The organism is Xanthomonas sp. XNM01 (genome assembly GCF_014851915.1).
Classification (GTDB): Bacteria; Pseudomonadota; Gammaproteobacteria; order Xanthomonadales; family Xanthomonadaceae; genus Pseudoxanthomonas.
This window is the reverse complement of sequence record NZ_JACVAP010000005.1, coordinates 149,558-165,887: the sequence shown is the minus strand read 5'-3', so window position 1 is coordinate 165,887 and position 16,330 is coordinate 149,558. Positions and strand designations below refer to the sequence as shown.

14 protein-coding genes and 1 riboswitch are annotated in these 16,330 nt (G+C 68.9%); of the genes, 4 read left to right on the top strand and 10 right to left on the bottom strand.

The genetic code is table 11. The annotated features are described in order from the left end of the window. Together IB242_RS17430 and IB242_RS17425 are read right to left on the bottom strand one after the other, a co-directional pair. Positions 1 to 1,104: an NADH:flavin oxidoreductase/NADH oxidase gene (locus IB242_RS17430; RefSeq protein WP_192282542.1), complete on the bottom strand. Its 1,104-nt coding sequence runs from the start codon at positions 1,102 to 1,104 to the stop codon at positions 1 to 3. A 283-nt stretch (positions 1,105 to 1,387) separates the two neighbouring features. Next, a complete protein-coding gene (locus tag IB242_RS17425) occupies positions 1,388 to 1,735 on the bottom strand; it encodes a hypothetical protein (RefSeq protein ID WP_192282541.1) in 348 nt (115 codons plus the stop codon). Between the two features lie 668 nt (positions 1,736 to 2,403). Then, positions 2,404 to 2,643: riboswitch (cobalamin riboswitch) on the top strand. A 216-nt stretch (positions 2,644 to 2,859) separates the two neighbouring features. Between IB242_RS17425 and metE the strand changes: the two genes are divergently transcribed. The 4 genes from metE to IB242_RS17405 all read left to right on the top strand — a co-directional run bounded on the left by metE (position 2,860) and on the right by IB242_RS17405 (position 8,276). After that, on the top strand, positions 2,860 to 5,151 hold the full coding sequence (gene metE, locus IB242_RS17420) for a 5-methyltetrahydropteroyltriglutamate--homocysteine S-methyltransferase (protein WP_192282539.1): 2,292 nt from the start codon (positions 2,860 to 2,862) through the stop codon (positions 5,149 to 5,151). Between the two features lie 855 nt (positions 5,152 to 6,006). Next, positions 6,007 to 6,894: a fructose bisphosphate aldolase gene (locus IB242_RS17415; RefSeq protein WP_343237169.1), complete on the top strand. Its 888-nt coding sequence runs from the start codon at positions 6,007 to 6,009 to the stop codon at positions 6,892 to 6,894. Positions 6,895 to 7,135: 241 nt separating this feature from the next. Beyond that, entirely contained in the window at positions 7,136 to 7,759 is a 624-nt protein-coding gene (pncA, locus tag IB242_RS17410) for a bifunctional nicotinamidase/pyrazinamidase (protein ID WP_192282732.1), read from the top strand. A 304-nt stretch (positions 7,760 to 8,063) separates the two neighbouring features. Further along, positions 8,064 to 8,276 carry an oxidoreductase-like domain-containing protein gene (locus IB242_RS17405; protein WP_192282535.1) on the top strand — a complete coding sequence of 71 codons (213 nt, stop codon included), beginning with the start codon at positions 8,064 to 8,066 and terminating at the stop codon, positions 8,274 to 8,276. An 18-nt stretch (positions 8,277 to 8,294) separates the two neighbouring features. Here the strand turns inward: IB242_RS17405 and IB242_RS17400 are convergent, their stop codons facing one another. The 8 genes from IB242_RS17400 to IB242_RS17365 all read right to left on the bottom strand — a co-directional run bounded on the left by IB242_RS17400 (position 8,295) and on the right by IB242_RS17365 (position 15,822). Then, positions 8,295 to 8,606 carry a hypothetical protein gene (locus IB242_RS17400; RefSeq protein WP_192282533.1) on the bottom strand — a complete coding sequence of 104 codons (312 nt, stop codon included), beginning with the start codon at positions 8,604 to 8,606 and terminating at the stop codon, positions 8,295 to 8,297. Positions 8,607 to 8,686: 80 nt separating this feature from the next. After that, positions 8,687 to 8,941, bottom strand: a complete 255-nt coding sequence (locus tag IB242_RS17395) for a DUF2789 family protein (protein ID WP_192282730.1) — start codon at positions 8,939 to 8,941, stop codon at positions 8,687 to 8,689. 207 nt (positions 8,942 to 9,148) lie between these two features. Then, positions 9,149 to 9,550 (bottom strand): acyl-CoA thioesterase, encoded by a 402-nt coding sequence (locus IB242_RS17390; protein WP_192282531.1) that lies wholly within the window; start codon positions 9,548 to 9,550, stop codon positions 9,149 to 9,151. A gap of 266 nt (positions 9,551 to 9,816) precedes the next feature. Then, positions 9,817 to 10,962: a serine hydrolase domain-containing protein gene (locus IB242_RS17385; RefSeq protein WP_343237168.1), complete on the bottom strand. Its 1,146-nt coding sequence runs from the start codon at positions 10,960 to 10,962 to the stop codon at positions 9,817 to 9,819. 274 nt (positions 10,963 to 11,236) lie between these two features. After that, on the bottom strand, positions 11,237 to 11,563 hold the full coding sequence (locus tag IB242_RS17380; protein ID WP_192282529.1) for a thioredoxin family protein: 327 nt from the start codon (positions 11,561 to 11,563) through the stop codon (positions 11,237 to 11,239). Further along, on the bottom strand, positions 11,535 to 12,020 hold the full coding sequence (locus IB242_RS17375) for a flavodoxin (protein ID WP_192282527.1): 486 nt from the start codon (positions 12,018 to 12,020) through the stop codon (positions 11,535 to 11,537). Before IB242_RS17375 ends, IB242_RS17380 begins: the two co-directional genes overlap by 29 nt. An 87-nt stretch (positions 12,021 to 12,107) precedes the next feature. Continuing rightward, entirely contained in the window at positions 12,108 to 13,151 is a 1,044-nt protein-coding gene (locus tag IB242_RS17370; RefSeq protein WP_192282525.1) for a ribonucleotide-diphosphate reductase subunit beta, read from the bottom strand. Between the two features lie 175 nt (positions 13,152 to 13,326). After that, on the bottom strand, positions 13,327 to 15,822 hold the full coding sequence (locus tag IB242_RS17365) for a ribonucleoside-diphosphate reductase subunit alpha (protein ID WP_192282523.1): 2,496 nt from the start codon (positions 15,820 to 15,822) through the stop codon (positions 13,327 to 13,329). Positions 15,823 to 16,330: the final 508 nt, after the last annotated feature.

Below are 16,330 nucleotides of genomic sequence, written 5' to 3'. Positions count from 1 at the left end.
TCAGGCCGGCCGCGCGAACAGCCCGCGCGCCGAGCGCGGCTCGCAGCGCTCGTACTGGGGCGCCGGCGCGATCGTGGCGCCCAGCGCCGCCGCCGCGTGCCACGGCCAGCGCGGGTCGTAGAGGATGCCGCGGGCCAGCGCGACCGCGTCGGCCTGGCCCTCGGCCAGCACCGACTCGGCATGCTGCGGCTCGGTGATCAGGCCGACCGCGATCACCGGCGTGCGCACCTGCGCCCGGATCGCCGCGGCGAACGGCACCTGGTAACCCGGAGCGAGGGCGATCTGCTGGCGCGGATCCAGGCCGCCACTGGAGACATGGATGAAGTCGCAGCCGCGCGCGTCCAGCGCCTGCGACAGGGCGACGCTCTGCTCCAGATCCCAGCCGCCGGCGACCCAGTCGGTGGCGGAGATGCGCACGCCCACCGCGACCGCAGGCGACACCGCCGCGCGGAGCGCGTCGAAGATCCGCAGCACCAGCCGCATCCGGTTCTCCAGCGAACCGCCGTAGGCGTCGTCGCGCTGGTTGCTCAGCGGCGACAGGAACTGGTGCAGCAGGTAGCCGTGCGCGGCGTGCAGTTCGATCAGCTGCAGGCCGGCGCGTTCGGCACGCCGCGCGGCCTGGACGAAGTCGGCGACCAGCGCATCGATCCCGGCCGCATCCAGCGCCAGCGGTGCGGCATCGCCCTCGCGGAACGGCAGCGGCGAGGCGGACACCGTGCTCCAGCCCTGCGGATGCCCGGCCTCGATCTGGCCGCCGCCTTCCCAGGGCCGCCGGGTCGAGGCCTTGCGCCCGGCATGCGCCAGCTGGATGCCCAGCGGCATTGGCGACCAGCGCCGCAGCGAGGCCAGCAGCGCGGCCAGCGCGGCTTCCTGGTCGTCGTTCCACAGGCCCAGGTCGGCATGGCTGATGCCGCCGCGCGGCTCCACCGCGGTCGCCTCCAGGATCAGCAGCCCGGCGCCGGACAGCGCCAGCTGGCCCAGGTGGATGTGGTGCCAGTCGCTGACCACGCCGGCGTGCGCCGAGTACTGACACATCGGGGCGATCACGATGCGGTTGGGCAGGGTCAGCGGGCCGAGGGTCAACGGCGAGAACAGCAGGCTCATGGCGGACGGGGCAGCGGGGGAAGCCGGCATTGCACCCGCCCCGGGCTCATCCGGCAAGGCGGTGGGTGGATCGCTGTGTCGCGGTCGTCCGCCGCTGCCGTCCGGCTGCCCCGTCCGGCTCGCCGGAAACGGAAACCGGCCGCGCGTGCGATACGGACAGCCCGACGCCGATCCGCGTCCGTCCTGCAGACCTTCGACCGGCGCCGCCATGCCAGTGAGCGCGGCGGCGGCGCACGCGCGACGCCTCGTCGATGGGCCGGTCCAGCGGCGCGTCAGGCCGGCCTCAGCGACCGGGCAGCAGCCACAGCGCACCCAGCAGGGACAGGCTGAAGACGATCACCATCGACACGTGTCCGATCGCCAGCCAGCGCCACAGCGGACGCGCCAGATGGATGCTCGACTGCTGGTCGCGCGCCCGCGCGTATCCGGGCAGCAGCAGGACCAGACCGCACTGGAACGGCGTCATCAGTGGCACCGATGCAGGCGGCGTGACCAGGGGCAGGCTGGTGCGATGCCGATGCCGACGTTCCATCCAGACGTCGAAGACCAGGCCGACGAGAACGATGTAGATCCCGCTGATCGCGAACAGGAAGGCAATGACGACCAGCAGGGTCGGAGGTGCATCGGTCATGCCGCGATTATTCCATCCGCCGCTCAGGTGCCGGAAGCGATCGGCAGCGACCGCCTGCTCTTCGACCAAGGTTGCCTGGGGACCGAAGGCATCGCGCACCGACACGCATGCCCTCTCTTCGATCGCAAGCGCGACGTGGGCTCCGATTCATGCCTGTAGACGCGATGCGGTGCAGGGATGGACCAGACAGGTCCGGGGCCGTGCGCAGCGGCGGAGGTGGTCCGCGGCCGGCTGCAAGCCGTGCCAACGGTTTGCGCGACGTCCTCCCAGTGGCCCGCATGCAATTTCCGCGAGGTGGTCGACGACCCGCCGGCTGTCGCCCTCCCGGTCGCGGCCATTGGATGACGCGCAAGCTCCCTCGCTCCGGCAGCGGTGAAAGCGGCGCCGCACAGCCCCATCGCAGGCCTGCAGGACGTCCGGTCATGCCGCCCGACATCCCGGGCCAGCCCGGCGCTCGGACATCCCATGCCGTTGTGAGGCGACGATGCGCGCGCAGCCCCTGGAGCTGCATCCGCACGCGCGTCGTTCTTCTCGCACGAGACCGCTGCTCAGCCGCACGTCGATCCGCAGGCGCGGGGACCCCACGCCTGCATGCACCGCGCGCGTCGCTCCGCGACCTGCCCGCCACCCCACGGCAGACGCGGTTGACGCACCGCCCGGCCACCGGCTAACGTGCCGCCTGCCGAGGTTTCATCGCTTCATCCGCATGATGCGATGGATTAAAAGGGAAGCCTGTGCGGACCCACGGGTCCAATGCCGGCGCTGCCCCGCAGCGGTAGGTGGAAACGACCTTCGCCATCAGCACTGGCCGGGAAACCGGCCGGGAAGCGGCGGACAGTAGGAGGTGCCGGCGTCACGCGGCACTGCGTCCACGAGCCCGAAGACCTGCCCTGGCCGTGTGGAGGTGCCCCTCCGCATGTTCGACCTGGAATCCCCGCGGGGGGATGGCCGGGGCCGTCGTCCGTACCGCCCGGTGCGGGCGCGCGCCTGCGTCCGCCTCTCCGCGATGGCTCCGGTTCGCCCGCGGGGGCGAAGGTCGCTGGCGTGCACGATCGGCCGGATCCGGCCGCGCGGGTGCGCGGTTCCTTCGTTCCTCTTCGCCCAACGAATGAGGAATCGCATCAATGAGCATCGTCACCAATCTCGGCTTCCCCCGCATCGGCGGACGCCGTGAACTCAAGCGCGCGCTGGAGGCGCACTGGCGCGGCGAACTGGACGCCAGCCAGCTGCTCGCCGTCGCCCGCGAACTGCGCCAGCGCCACTGGCAGCTGCAGGCCGACGCCGGCGCACAGCTGCTGCCCAGCAACGACTTCTCGCTGTACGACCAGGTGCTGGACACCGCCTGGCTGCTGGATGCGATCCCGCAGCGCTACCGCGCCCTGGCCGATGCCGAGCCGCTGGCCGGCTACTTCGCGCTGGCCCGCGGCGTGCAGCGCGACGGCATCGACCTGCGTGCGCTGGAAATGACCAAGTGGTTCGACACCAACTACCACTACCTCGTGCCCGAACTGCATGCCGACCAGCAGTTCGCGCTGCGCGACGACAAGCCGGTGGCCGAGTTCCTGGAAGCCAGGGCGCTCGGCCACGCCACGCGCCCGGTGCTGATCGGGCCGGTGACCTTCCTGTGGCTGTCCAAGACCACCGACAGCAGCGACCGCTTCGCCCTGCTCGGGCGGCTGCTGCCGGTCTATGCCGAACTGCTGGCGCGGCTGAAGGCGGCCGGCGCCGACTGGGTGCAGATCGACGAACCCGCACTGGTGCTGGACCTGGACGACAACGTGCGCGACGCCTTCCGCCGCGCCTACGCCGCACTGGAGAACGCCGACCGGCCGAAGCTGCTGCTTGCCACCTATTTCGGCGCACTCGGCGACAACCTGGAGCTGGCCGCGTCGCTGCCGGTGGACGGCCTGCATGTCGATCTGGTGCGTGCGCCCGAACAGCTGGAGACCGTGCTGGACGCGCTGCCGGCCGACCGCGTGCTGTCGGCCGGCCTGGTCGATGGCCGCAACATCTGGCGCAGCCGCCTGGACAACGCCCTGCTGCTGGCCCGCTACGCCCGCAACCGGGTGGGCGCCGGCAATCTGTGGCTGGCGCCGTCGTGCTCGCTGCTGCACGTGCCGGTCGACCTGGACAGCGAGAAGGCGCTCGAGGCCGACCTGAAGTCGTGGCTGTCGTTCGCGAAGCAGAAGATCGGCGAACTGCGCGTACTGTCCGATGCGCTGGACGGCCGCGACGGTGCCGAGGCCGCACTGGACGATGCGCGCCAGCGGATCGAGGCGCGCCGTGCGTCGCCGCGCGTGCATCGCCCCGAGGTCGGTGCGCGCCTGGCCGCGCTGACGCCGGCCGATGCCGAGCGCCGCAGCCCGTTCGCGCTGCGCCGCGGCCTGCAGGCCGATGCGTTGAAGCTGCCGCTGTACCCGACCACCACGATCGGTTCATTCCCGCAGACGCTGGACGTGCGTGAGGCGCGGGCGAAGCACAAGTCCGGCAGGCTGGCCGACGCCGACTACGAGGCCTTCATCGCCGCCGAGACCGAACGCTGCATCCGCTTCCAGGAGCAGATCGGCCTCGATGTGCTGGTGCATGGCGAGTTCGAGCGCAACGACATGGTCGAGTACTTCGGCGAGCAGCTGGACGGCTTCGCCTTCACCAAGCTGGGCTGGGTGCAGAGCTACGGCAGCCGCTGCGTGAAGCCGCCGATCATCTTCGGCGACGTGGTCCGCCCGGCGCCGATGACGGTGCGCTGGTCGCACTACGCGCAGTCGCTGACCGCAGCGCCGGTCAAGGGCATGCTGACCGGACCGGTGACGGTGCTGCAGTGGTCGTTCGTGCGCGACGACCAGCCCCGCGCCGACACCTGCCTGCAGATCGCGCTGGCCCTGCGCGACGAAGTGGTCGACCTGGAGCGGGCCGGCATCAAGGCCATCCAGATCGACGAGCCGGCGATCCGCGAAGGCCTGCCGCTGCGCCGGGACGACTGGCGCGCCTACCTGGACTGGGCGGTGCGCAGCTTCCGGATCAGCGCCAGCGGCGTGGCGGATGCGACCCAGATCCACACCCACATGTGCTACTCGGAGTTCAACGACATCATCGAGGCGGTGGCGGCGATGGACGCCGACGTGATCTCGATCGAGACCTCGCGCTCGCGGATGGAACTGCTGGACGCGTTCGTGCGCTTCCAGTACCCGAACGAGATCGGCCCGGGCGTGTACGACATCCATTCGCCGCGCATCCCCACGGTCGAGGAGATGGTCGGCCTGCTGGAGAAGGCGCGTGCGGTACTGGCCCCCGAGCAGCTCTGGGTCAACCCGGACTGCGGCCTGAAGACCCGCGGCTGGCCGGAAGTCCGCACCGCGCTGGAGCGGATGGTCGAAGCGGCCCGCATCCTGCGTGCTGGACGCGCGCGGGCGGCCTGATGGTGTGATGCGGGAACCCGGGCGAGCCGGGTTCCCGTCGCAGCGAGGCGCTTTCCGTGCAGCGCCCCGGCACCTGCATCCTGCCGGTGCCGGTTCCTTCGCTGCTGCACTCCCGCTGCATGGCGTGCCCGCGTCCTGACGGAGACGCTGCTGGCCACCGGCATCGACGGCACCATCTTCTTCCACACGCCGGCATCCGCCCTGCGCACCACACCCGCCGCGCAGGGGGAAAGGAAACCTGCGTTCCGCGCAGGCGTACGCGCGGCCGAGGTCGACTGCGAACACGACCGCAGCCGCCGGTCCGCCCGCGCCGGCAGCAGGGAGACCGCACCGGACGCGGTATCCGCTGCACGATGTGCTTCGACCTGCACCTCCGGCACGCGCATGGCTGCGGGATGATCTGCAGGTTGCCGGCATGGCGCGCCGGAACGGCATGCACCAGATCGACGACCGCGGCCATCGCGCGGCGGCACGCCCTCGGGAATCGGCGACCGGAACGACACCTGACGCAGAAGTGGCGGCTCGGCCCACGTGCTCGGGATCGGCAGGCGCGAACGCGTGTCCAGGCGGGTGCACTGCGACGGCCTCCCTTCGCTGCGCGACTGCAACCGCCACACTGCGCGCGGCCCGCGGATGGTGAACGACCGGGTTTGAAACTCCGTGGCGACGCGCGGCGCGCGACTGACAGCGCATGACATTCCGAGCACACCATCGGCCAGGCTGAATTTCCGCCGAAAACGGCGCCGTATCTGCGCTGTTCCGGGACGTCGCCGCGTCCGTCACGGGTATCATGTCACGCTGACTGGCCATGCCGGTTCCATGCATATCGACCTCACAGGAGAAGCAGCCGTGGCAGTGAATCAGGAGCAGTTGGAGAGGATCGCGTCGGGCCAGGGATTCATCGCCGCGCTCGACCAGAGCGGTGGCAGCACGCCCAAGGCGCTCAAGCTCTACGGCGTCGACGAGTCGGCGTATTCGGGCGACGCGGAAATGTTCGCCAAGGTCCACCAGATGCGCGAGCGCATCGTCTCCAGCGCCGCATTCAACGGCAAGCGCGTGCTCGGTGCGATTCTGTTCGAGCGCACCCTGGACGACAGCTTCGCCGGCCAGGACGCGGCGACCTATCTGTGGCAGACCAAGCAGGTCGTGCCGTTCCTGAAGATCGACAAGGGTCTGGAAGACGAGGCCGACGGCGTCCAGCTGCTCAAGCCGATTCCCGGTCTGGATGCGCTGCTGGCCAAGGCCAGGGCCAAGGGCGTGTTCGGCACCAAGGAACGCTCGGTGATCAAGGCCAACAACGCCGCCGGCATCGCCGCGGTGCTCGACCAGCAGTTCGCGCTGGGCCAGCAGGTGCTGGATGCCGGCCTGGTGCCGATCATCGAACCGGAAGTGGACATCAAGGCCGCCGACAAGGAAGCCATCGAGGCGACCCTGAAGCAGGGCCTGCTGGCCCGCCTGGACAAGATCGATCCGAAGACCCCGGTGATCCTGAAGCTGACCCTGCCCAGCGTGGACGGCTACTTCCAGGAGCTGGTCGACCACGTCGCCGTGCTGAAGGTCGTCGCCCTGTCCGGTGGTTACAGCCGCGACGATGCCAACGCCAGGCTGGCGAAGAATCCCGGCGTGGTCGCCAGCTTCAGCCGCGCACTGACCGAAGGCCTGAGCGCGCAGCAGAGCGACGCGGAGTTCGACCAGGCCCTGGATGCGGCGATCGAATCGATCTACCGCGCGTCGATCACCTGAGGTCCGACGCCCGCCGACCGCTGCGGAAAGGCCGGCCCTGTGCCGGCCTTTCCATGTCTGCCGCGGGCTGGTCCACGCGCGCGTCGCATCGCCGCCCTGTGAAACGCGTGCAACGGCATCCGCGCGCCCATGGGCGTGCAAGCAGCGCGGATGCATCCGCACTCGTCTTCGCCGCGGCGACATGCCAGCATGCCGGCTCGTCCCGCGATGACACCCCGCCATGCACGACCCGGTCACGACCATGCCCTCCAACGACACCGCGCTGATCGTCGTGGACCTGCAGCCGGATTTCATGCCCGGCGGCGCGCTGCCCTGCCATGACGGCGATGCGATCGTTGCGGGCATCGACGCCCTGCTGCGCGCACGCCGCTATCGCACCGTGGTCGCGACCCAGGACTGGCATCCGGCCACGCACGCCTCGTTCGCCAGCCAGCATCGGGGGCGCCAGCCGTTCGAACAGATCACGCTGCATGGCCATCCGCAGACGCTGTGGCCGGATCACTGCGTGCAGGGCACGCCCGGCGCTGCACTGGACCCGCGCGTGGACTGGACGCCGCTGGACCTGGTGCTGCGCAAGGGCGGCACGCCGCAGGTCGACTCCTACAGCGGCTTCCGCGAGAACCACGGCCCCGACGGCACGCGGCCACCGACCGGCCTGGCCGGCTGGCTGCACGAACGCGGCATCGCCGAGGTGCATGTCTGCGGCCTGGCGCGCGACTACTGCGTGCTGTGGACCGCGCAGGACGCGCTGGCGGCCGGGTTCCGGGTCCGTTTCCTGTGGTCGCTGACGCGGCCGGTGAGCCCGGACGGCGATGCGCCGACCCGCGACGCGCTGGACGCCGCCGGTATCGCGATCGACGGATGAGCGCAGGCTGCAGCAGCGGGCACGCTGCTTGATAGAACAGCCACATGTAGCGCACCGATGCACCGGCCACGAACACTGCCGTTTGGACAGTTTCGCCTGTTCCACACCGCCGCGGTGCCGCAGGTGCGCACAGCACCGCAGCGACACCCTGCCGGGTACAGGCGCCTGCATGCGGCGCACGCCCGCTCAACGGAGAAACGCGACGGATCACCGGACGCATCCGGGAACAGCGGCCCGGAAACAGGTGGCATCGCCTGCACGGGCATGCCTCCGCTCAGCTGCACGCTGCTACGCTGCGCGGGCAATGAAGACCCCGCACCCACCGATCGCGCCCGACGACACTGATCCGCGACCGGTCGCACCCGATGCACCGCTCCCCAGTGAGTGCTGCGACAGTGGCTGTCCGATCTGCGTCCACGATCTGCACGCCGAGGCGATGGCGCAGTACCGGTTGGATCTGACTGCGTGGGAAGCGCGACAGGCGCAACGCAGCGCACAGGGCCGCGACAGCGGCTGACCGCACGGTTCGCGCCGCCTACTCGCAGCGCGCGGCGGTGATCCGGTTGTCCGCATCCAGGTACACACGCAACCGGTCGCTGCGGCTGTCGTGCCGCAACGCGCTGCCGGGACCCACCGGATTGACCAGGCCGGCGCCGCTTTCGCTGGAAAGCCGCCGCAGCGTCGCCTCGTCGCCCGGCTGGCCCACCGCCCAGCCCAGCGTCGCATCACGGCACTGACCGCTGCCGGAGATGCGTGGGCCCGGGTCGCTGACACAGCCAACGAGCAGCAGCCCGAGACCGACGGCACTGCTTGCGTACAGAACTGGCATGCGGATGCGGGCTGACATCGATGTGCTCCGGCGGGCGGTGATCGCCGCAGCATACCGCCACGCCGGGGCCGCGGTACGGCCATGCCGGCCAAGCCGGATCAGAGCCCCGTGCGGCGCCTGACGGCATCCTCGTGCAGGTATTCGTTGAGCTGATCGATGACGATCGTCCACGCCGCATCGGCCTTGAGCTGCTCGGCCAGGAACTGGCGCTGGCCCTCGTTCCAGAACGGCGCCTCGAGAATCGACAGCTCGGTCGGCAGCTGGTGATCGACGATGAATCCGGCGATGGATTGCTCATCGGCCTCCAGCCCCAGTTGCAGGAACAGGTTGGTCATGCGCGGCGTGTCGTCCATGAAAGGTTCGGAAGCCAGAAAGGAGGCGGCGATGGTAAGCCGACGACGGCGCTGGCTCCATGCATCGATGGTCGTTGCTTCGCTTCGATCGGAATCTGCCGGCGAACAGCGATGCATCGGACATCAGACGCGTATCTCCATCGGATCAGACACGCCATGAAGCGGACTTCGAGGCGCGTGATACCGCGCAGACCGTTGAGGCTGTGCTCAGGCCGGCAACGGCGGTGCCGCGGTCGGCCGGCCCAGCGGATCCAACGCGATCATCACGAAGTGCCCGCGCGTGCACAGCTTGCGCTCACCGCTGAGCAGGTCCTCGGTGATCACGTCGACATCGACGTGCATCGAGCTGCGGCCGACCTTGACCACGCGTGCGATCACTTCGACCAGGTCGCCCTTGTGGATCGGCAGGTTGAAATCGACCTGTTCCGAGCGTGCGGTGACCACGGTCGTGCGCGCGTAGCGCGAGGCGGCGATGAAGGCGGCCATGTCCATCCACGCCAGCGCCTGGCCGCCGAACAGCGTGCCCAGGTGGTTGGTGTGGTCGGGGAAGACCATGTGCAGCAACCGCGCCTCGGTCGGCGGGGTTTCGGGGGTCGGGGCGTCGCTCATGGCGCGGTCCGGCAGGGGAGGATCGCGGCAGCGTAGCGCATGCCGGCATGGCGGGAAGATCGCTGCGCGCCCGTCGCGACTGCCGAAGGCGCGGCACGCATGGCCTGCCGCTGGCGTGCTCAGGCGGCCGGCAGGCCTCCGCGCGTCGCCTGCCGGGCAGGCCCGTGACCGACCGATCGACGGCGCCACGTCCGTGCAGGCGATGCCGGATCGGCGCGTACGCGGCGGCCGATGCACGCGCACCCGGTGCCGCCTCCCGCCGGTGCTCAGACGTCGAAGGCGAGCAGGTCGATCCCGGTGGCCGCGCGTACCACGCGCCGGTACAGCAGGTTGCCCTGGGCGGCGTTGGTCGCCACCACCAGGGCACGCTGGCGGCGCGCATCGCCGATGGCGAAGTTCTTGAAGATGCCGCCGTTGCTGCCGGCGTGGAAGAACACCGGTCCGGCGGTGGTCGCTTCCAGGTTCCAGCCCAGGGTCTTCTCGCTCCAGCGTCCGGGGATCTCGATCTGCGGCTGCAACATCGCCATGCGCGTGGCCGGCCGCAGTTCCCAGTCCGCGCGGCGCGCATGCACCATCAGCGCCAAGAAACGGGCGTAGTCGGCCACCGAGCAGCGCAGGCTGGCGGCCGCATTGGCGACGATGTCGCCGGGCCAGTGGACCAGTCCCTCCGGCGCGCCGGCCAGGACTTCGGGCAATGCCCGCGCCGCGTCCTCGTAGCGCCAGTCCGACAATGGCCTGCCGATCCGCTCGGCCACCGGCTGCGCGGCCTGCCACTGCTCGCGCAGGAGCTGCTGCGGCAGCTCCTTGCCGGGAACGTCCGGCGCGGCATGTCCGTACACCGAGCGCGCGCCCAGCGCCGCGCTCCAGCCGTAGCTGCTGTCGCGCATGCCTGCCGGCCCGAACAGCAGCCGCTGCATGGTCCGGTCCAGGCTCTCGCCGGTGATCGTCTCGACCACGCGCTGCAGCCAGACGAAGGCCTCGCCGGAGTAGTCGATGCGCGTGCCGGGCGCTGCCATCGGTACCAGCCGCTCGCGTGCAGGATCGGCGCGCCAGTTCGGCAGACCGGTGGAGTGGCGCAGCACGTCGCGCGCGGTGATCGCCTCGGCCCAGATGGCCGCGGGGCCAGCGCCGCCGAGGTACTCGGGGCGCAGGGTGTCGACCAGTGGCTGGTCCAGCGCCAGCTCGCCACGATCGACCAGCTGCAGCACCAGGTAGGCGAACACCGGCTTGCTCAGCGAGGCGATCTCGAACAGCGTGCCGTCCGTCACGGGTGCATCGCGGCCGGCGTGCAGCAGGCCGAAGCCCTGCGACCAGACCAGCTCGCCCCCCTCCACCACCGCGATACCGACGCCGGGGACGCCCAGCGCGTGCATCTGCCGCGGCAGGTCGGCCAGCAGATCGGCGGAAGGCACCCAGCTCCCTCGCTCGCCTGCAGGCAGCACGGCGAGGGCGGCACGCGGAAGGAGGCCCAGCGCGGCCCCGCCCAAGCAGGCGCCCAGCAGGTGGCGGCGCGAGCGGTGCAGGACGGCATCGGCAGGGTGGCGTGGCATGGGCCATTAGAGCGCCGTGCCGGAGGCCGCTTCAAGCGGAGGCGTCACCGCATCGCAGCACGTCGCGAAATGCCCGGAGCGGTCTGTCACCGCGAGCCCGCTGCGGCCCGGGGCCGCGCGGACAAGGCGGCTGCGATTACAGGTGCGTGCCGACCGCGCTCTCGACCTGGGCCGGGCTCTGGAAGCCGGGCAGGCGCGCCACTTCGGCGCCTTCCTTGAAGACCGCAAGGGTCGGGGTCTGGCGCAGGCCGAGGCCACGGAACAGCTCCTCGCCGACGGTCTCCATCTTCACCTTGAGCAGGACCACGCCGTTGGCGGCCTCGGTGGCGGCGAACTTCTGCAGCGACATCTCCAGCATCTTGCAGCCGGGGCAGTTGTCCTTGTGGAAATCCACCAGCAGGCGCGGATGCGCGGCCAAGGCGGCGGTGTACTCGTCAGGCGACGTGGCGGTAATGGTCTGCATCGGGGTCATCGGTCTTGCAAAGGGACAGGACCTGGTCGGTCCATTCGACGATCGCGCGCGCGTCGCGGTCGCCATGGGGCATCTGCTCGATCAGCAGACGCGGGAACGGGCTGTCGAAGAACACCGCCATGCGGTGCACGGCCCCGCAATAATACTCCTGCCCCCACTGGGTCTCACCGGTGCCGAACACCGCCACCCGCGGCGGCTTGCCGCGCGCGGCGACCAGCTCGGCGATGAAGTGCTTCATCTCGCTGGGCGTGCGCCCGGCGTTGTCGGTCCAGGCGCCAAGCAGGAACAGGTCGAAGCCGTGCGGGTCCGGCGCCACGTCGGCCAGGGTCTGCACGCCGGTCTCCAACCATGCCACCGTGTGCCCCGCGTCCTCGCAGCGCGCGCGGATCGCGCGGGCGACATCGCGGGTGTTGCCGCTGAGCGAAGCGAAGGCGATCAGGATGTTCATGGAAGCCGTCACTGGAGAAGACGAAACCGGAGAAGGGGAACGGCAGCGGCCCTGTCTGGCCATTCACCCTTCTCCATTGACTGCCTTTTACAGGTCGTCGAAGCCGTTGTCCGAGTTGGTCTTCTTGTACGACGCATTGCGCATCTCGAAGAAGTCGGTCTTGGTCTCGGTGAAGTTGTCGGCGTAGGCCTTGATCCACGGCATCACGTTGTCGGTGGTCTCCGAGTACAGCTTCTCGATGCCGAGCATGCCGGACATCTTGTTGGCGCGGTACTTCACGTAGCGGATCATCTCGTCGACGTCGATGCCGTCGATGCCGTCGAGCACTTCGCCCGTCCACTCCACTTCCAGGTCGATCGCGTGGGCGAAGGCCTTGTGCACGTAGTCGGTCAGTTCGTTGGTCTGCAGCTCCGGGTTCTCACCGATGATGGCGCGGATCACCTCGCTGATGAACTTGGTGTGGGCCAGTTCGTCGCGGTTGATGAAGCTGATGATCTTGCCGGTACCGGTCATCCGGTTCTGGCGGACCAGGTTGTAGAAGTAGGCGAAGCCGGAATAGAAGTTGATGCCCTCCAGGATCGAGGACTGGATCAGCGAACGCAGCAGCGTCTCGGCGGTCTTCTCGCGCATGAAGTCGTTGTAGGACTCCATGATCGGCGCATTGCGCTTGAGGATGGTCGGGTGCGTGCGCGCGATCTCGAACACGCGGTTCTGGTTCTGCAGGTCGGTGATCGAGGCCAGCACGTAGCTGTAGCTCTCGTTGTGGATCACTTCCTGCTGGCCGATGATCGCGGCGTTGGCGTGCGCGGCCGGGTCGGTGATGTACTCGGCGACGTTGTAGATGAAGCGCGTCTGCGGCGAGTCAAGCGTGGCCAGCAGGCCGATGATCGAATCGTAGGCGTTCTTCTCGCGCGCCGAGAGCTCGCCGTACTGCTTGGCGTCGCCCTTCATGTCGACCTCGTCCGGGATCCAGAAGTTGGTCGACAGCTCCTTGTACGCCCGATAGAAGGACGGGTACGGGATGTCGTTCCAGTTGAGGATGCCGCTGGTCTTGCCGTTGATGATGCCGGTCGACCGGTTCGGATGGCGCGGCTCGAGGATCTTGATGCGATCAAGCGGTGTTGCGGACATGGCTTCTACTCGTGTTCCGGGCGCCGCGCACGTACTGGACGAAGTCGCGGCGCATCAATCTGGAGGAAAGCCCCCCTGAGTCAGGGGGGCGCGCCGAAGGCGCGGGGGTCTGGATGCCGATGAAGCAGGGTCCACGGTTTGCGTCGCAAACCGTGGAAGCTAAGCGCGAATGCGCTTAGCTGCTGCACCACTCGCACTCGGCGATGTCGATGTCGTTCGAACGCACGTAGTACGTGGTCTTCATGCCTTCGCGCCAGGCGGTCATGTGCAGGTCCAGCAGGGTGCTGGCGCGGATGGTGCTGGGCACGTAGAAGTTGAAGCTGATCGCCTGGTCGACGTGGCGCTGGCGGCGCGCGTTCTGGCGCACCGACGCGAACTGGTCGACCTTGTAGGCGCCCTTCTCGTAGTACGGCCAGGTTTCCAGCGACAGGCCAGGCGCGGCGACCGGACGACGGAAGTCCTTCTTCTCCTCGTAGTAGAACGCCGAGTAGATCGGGTCGATCGACGCGGTGGAGCCGGCGATCTGCGCGGTCGACATGTTCGGCGCCACCGCCATCAGCCAGCCGTTGCGCACGCCGTTGACCGCCACCTGCGCCGACAGGTCCAGCCACTGCGGGCTGTTGTAGTCGCGGTCGCGGAAGTAGGCGCCGGTGTGCCAGTCGCTGCCCGGGAAGGCGGTGTAGGTGCCCTTCTCCTTGGCCAGCTCCATCGACGCCTGCACGGTCAGGAAGTTGATCCGCTCGTACAGGGTGTCGCTGAAGTCCTCTGCTTCCGGCGAATTCCAGTGGATGCCCTTCTGCGCCAGCAGGTGGTGCCAGCCGAAGGTACCCAGGCCGATCGCGCGGTACTTCTGGTTGGTGATCGTGGCCTGCGGGACCGGCAGGTCGTTGAGGTCGATCACGTTGTCCAGCATGCGCACCTGGATCGGGATCAGGCGCTCGAGCACGTCGGTGATCAGGTCGCCCTGGCCTTCCTGCGGGATCACCGCGCGGCCCAGGTTCACCGACGACAGGTTGCAGACGACGAAGTCGCCGGCCTGCTTGGTGGTGACGATCTGATTGCCCGAGATGATCTCCTGCATCATGCGCGTGGGGCTCATGTTCTGCAGGATTTCGGTGCACAGGTTGGACGAGTACACCATGCCGGCGTGCTTGTTCGGGTTCTTCCGGTTCACTTCGTCCCGGTAGAACATGAACGGGTTGCCGGTCTCCAGCTGGCTGACCATGATCCGCTTGAAGATGTCGATCGCCTTGATCGTCTTGCGGCTGATCCGCTCGTCGTTGACCACCTCCTCGTACTTCTTCCGGAAGGTGCCGTTGACGTCGCCCTTCTTCTCGTCGAAGAAGTCCTGCAGGTACCAGCCCTTGACCCGCTTCACTTCGTGCGGATCGAACAGGTACCAGTCGCCGCGGCGCTCGACCGCTTCCATGAAGATGTCGGGGATGCAGACCGAGGTGAACACGTCGTGCGCGCGCAGGCGCTGGTCGCCGTTGTTCAGGCGCAGGTCCAGGAACGCCTCGATGTCGCGGTGCCACACGTCCAGGTAGACCGCGACCGCGCCCTTGCGCTGGCCCAGCTGGTCCACCGAGACGGCGGTGTTGTTGAGCTGCTTGATCCACGGCACCACGCCGCCGGACGAGTTCGGCACGCCACGGATGGCCGAGCCGGACGAGCGCACGTAGCCGATGTAGGCGCCGACGCCGCCGCCGCCCTTGGAGACGCGGGCGATGTCGGTGTTGGAGTCGTAGATGCCCTGCAGGCTGTCGTCGACGGTGTCGATGAAGCAGCTCGACAGCTGGCCGCCGACCTTGCCGGCGTTCTGCAGCGTCGGGGTGGCCACGGTCATGTACAGGTTGGACAGCGCCCAGTAGGCCTCGCCGACCAGCTGCATGCGCCGCTCGCGGTTGCCGCGGCCGGCGCCCAGTTCGTTCTGCATCAGGTACAGGGCGATGGTCAGCCAGCGCTCCTGCGGCAGCTCGAACACGCCGCGCGAGTTGTCGGTGGCCAGGTAGCGGGTGGCCAGCAGGTACAGGCCGTTGTAGGCGAACAGCTTGTCGCGCTCGGCCTCGATCATCTTCCCGGCTTCCTGCAGCTCTTCCTTGGAATAGGCGCGCAGGATGTCGTTGGAATAGACGTTGCGGTCGGCCAGCGATTCCTGCAGGCCGACGTAGGAGCCGTACTTCTGGCTGGCGTCGTAGAAACGGTTGCGGCTGGCGCGCTTGTACAGGCGGCGCAGGTACAGGCGCGCGGCGAAGAACTCCCACTCCGGCGCGGTCAGATCGACGCGGGCCTCGGCCTCGCGGATCAGGTGGTCGACCAGGTCGTCGGCGTTGACACTGTCCTTACGCTCGATGAAACCGAACACCGAGCGCTTGTAGTCGGCGATGTCCAGCTGCGGGAATTCGGCGTGGATCTGGTCGATGCTGCGGTCCAGGCGCTCGCGCTCGAACGGCATCCGGCGGTTGCCGGCTTCCTTGGTGATCCAGGTGGAGACGTTCTGTTCTTCGATCTGTGCGGGCATTGCGGAGGCCTGGCGGGGCGTGGGCACCACGTCTGACGGGTCGACGGCGACGGGCGCGGTCTGGGCCGGAGCCGACGGGGTCGTAGGGGTGGCGGCAGCCGCGACGGCGGGGGAACCGGCCTCGGCGGCGAGGGTGTCTTCGGGGTTCATGCATCCTCCTCCATGTGTGGTGCACGCAGCCGCTCCGACGCACGGAACGGCCAACGGTGGGCGCGGCCGGAAGCGAGGTCGCCACAGCCACCGGAACGCACGGACACCGCGCCGGTTACTGCAGGACTGTCACTTCCGACGGGGAAACGGCGCGGCAGGGGTCGCGCGCATTCCGGGAGCGGGGCTGCCGGAACCAACCGGCACAAGATAGTGTGGTGTCGAAGGGGAGTCAACGCGATATATCGCGGTCAAAGTGTAAATTCCGTGTCAAGGCCGGAGCCGCTTTTTTCGCCCTCATCCGGTTCCACGCCAGCGATGTCCGGGGGTGTCCTGTGGAACATCCTCCGGCCGTCCGGCCCAACCCGTTACCCGGCCCCGGTGCCGGCCATGCGGGGATGCACGGTTGGGTGACCGGCATCACTTTCGGGGACCCGGGCAGCTCCGCCCTGCGGCAAAGCGTCCCGGCCGCGAGGCTTTGCCGCGGGGCCGGCGCATCGGCCAGACTGGA